Genomic DNA, 465 nt, shown 5'->3' with positions numbered 1-465 from the left:
CCTCGCGTGGTGCCGTCTTCTACCACTATGCCCAGTGGCGCGAGGATGGCACCTGGGAACACGTGACCCAGGTTCTGCGCGAGAGCTATCGCTGTCAGACCGGCCGCAATCCGCAGCCGAGTGCGGCGATCATCGACAGCCAATCAGTGAAAACCTCTGAGATGGGCGGACCGCGTGGATACGATGGCGGCAAGAAGATCAACGGCCGCAAGCGCCATCTTCTGGTTGATACACAAGGCAATCTGCTGAAGAACAAGGTGCATCCCGCCGACCTCCATGACCGCGCCGGAGCCGAACTCCTGCTGGAGGGTCTGCAGAATCTGTTTCCGGCCATTGAGTTGATGTGGGCCGACACGGCTTATCGTGGGCTGAAGGACTGGCTCCAGAAGGCCCTGAGCTGGAGATTATCCATCCCGCAGCATTGGTGGAGCGGCGGAACCTGGATGCGGGCTGACGCGGAGCCGC

Annotated in this window: 1 protein-coding gene; it reads left to right on the top strand. The window is 61.5% G+C overall.

Translation table 11 applies throughout. The features are described from left to right. On the top strand, nucleotides 1–465 hold a 465-nt coding region (locus tag C7G61_RS43380), incomplete at both ends, for a transposase (protein ID WP_145963868.1).

It is taken from the genome of Bradyrhizobium algeriense (assembly GCF_003062295.1).
GTDB lineage: Bacteria > Pseudomonadota > Alphaproteobacteria > Rhizobiales > Xanthobacteraceae > Bradyrhizobium > Bradyrhizobium algeriense.
The sequence above is the reverse complement of the archived record's forward strand: the minus strand, read 5'-3'. Positions and strand labels throughout refer to the sequence as shown.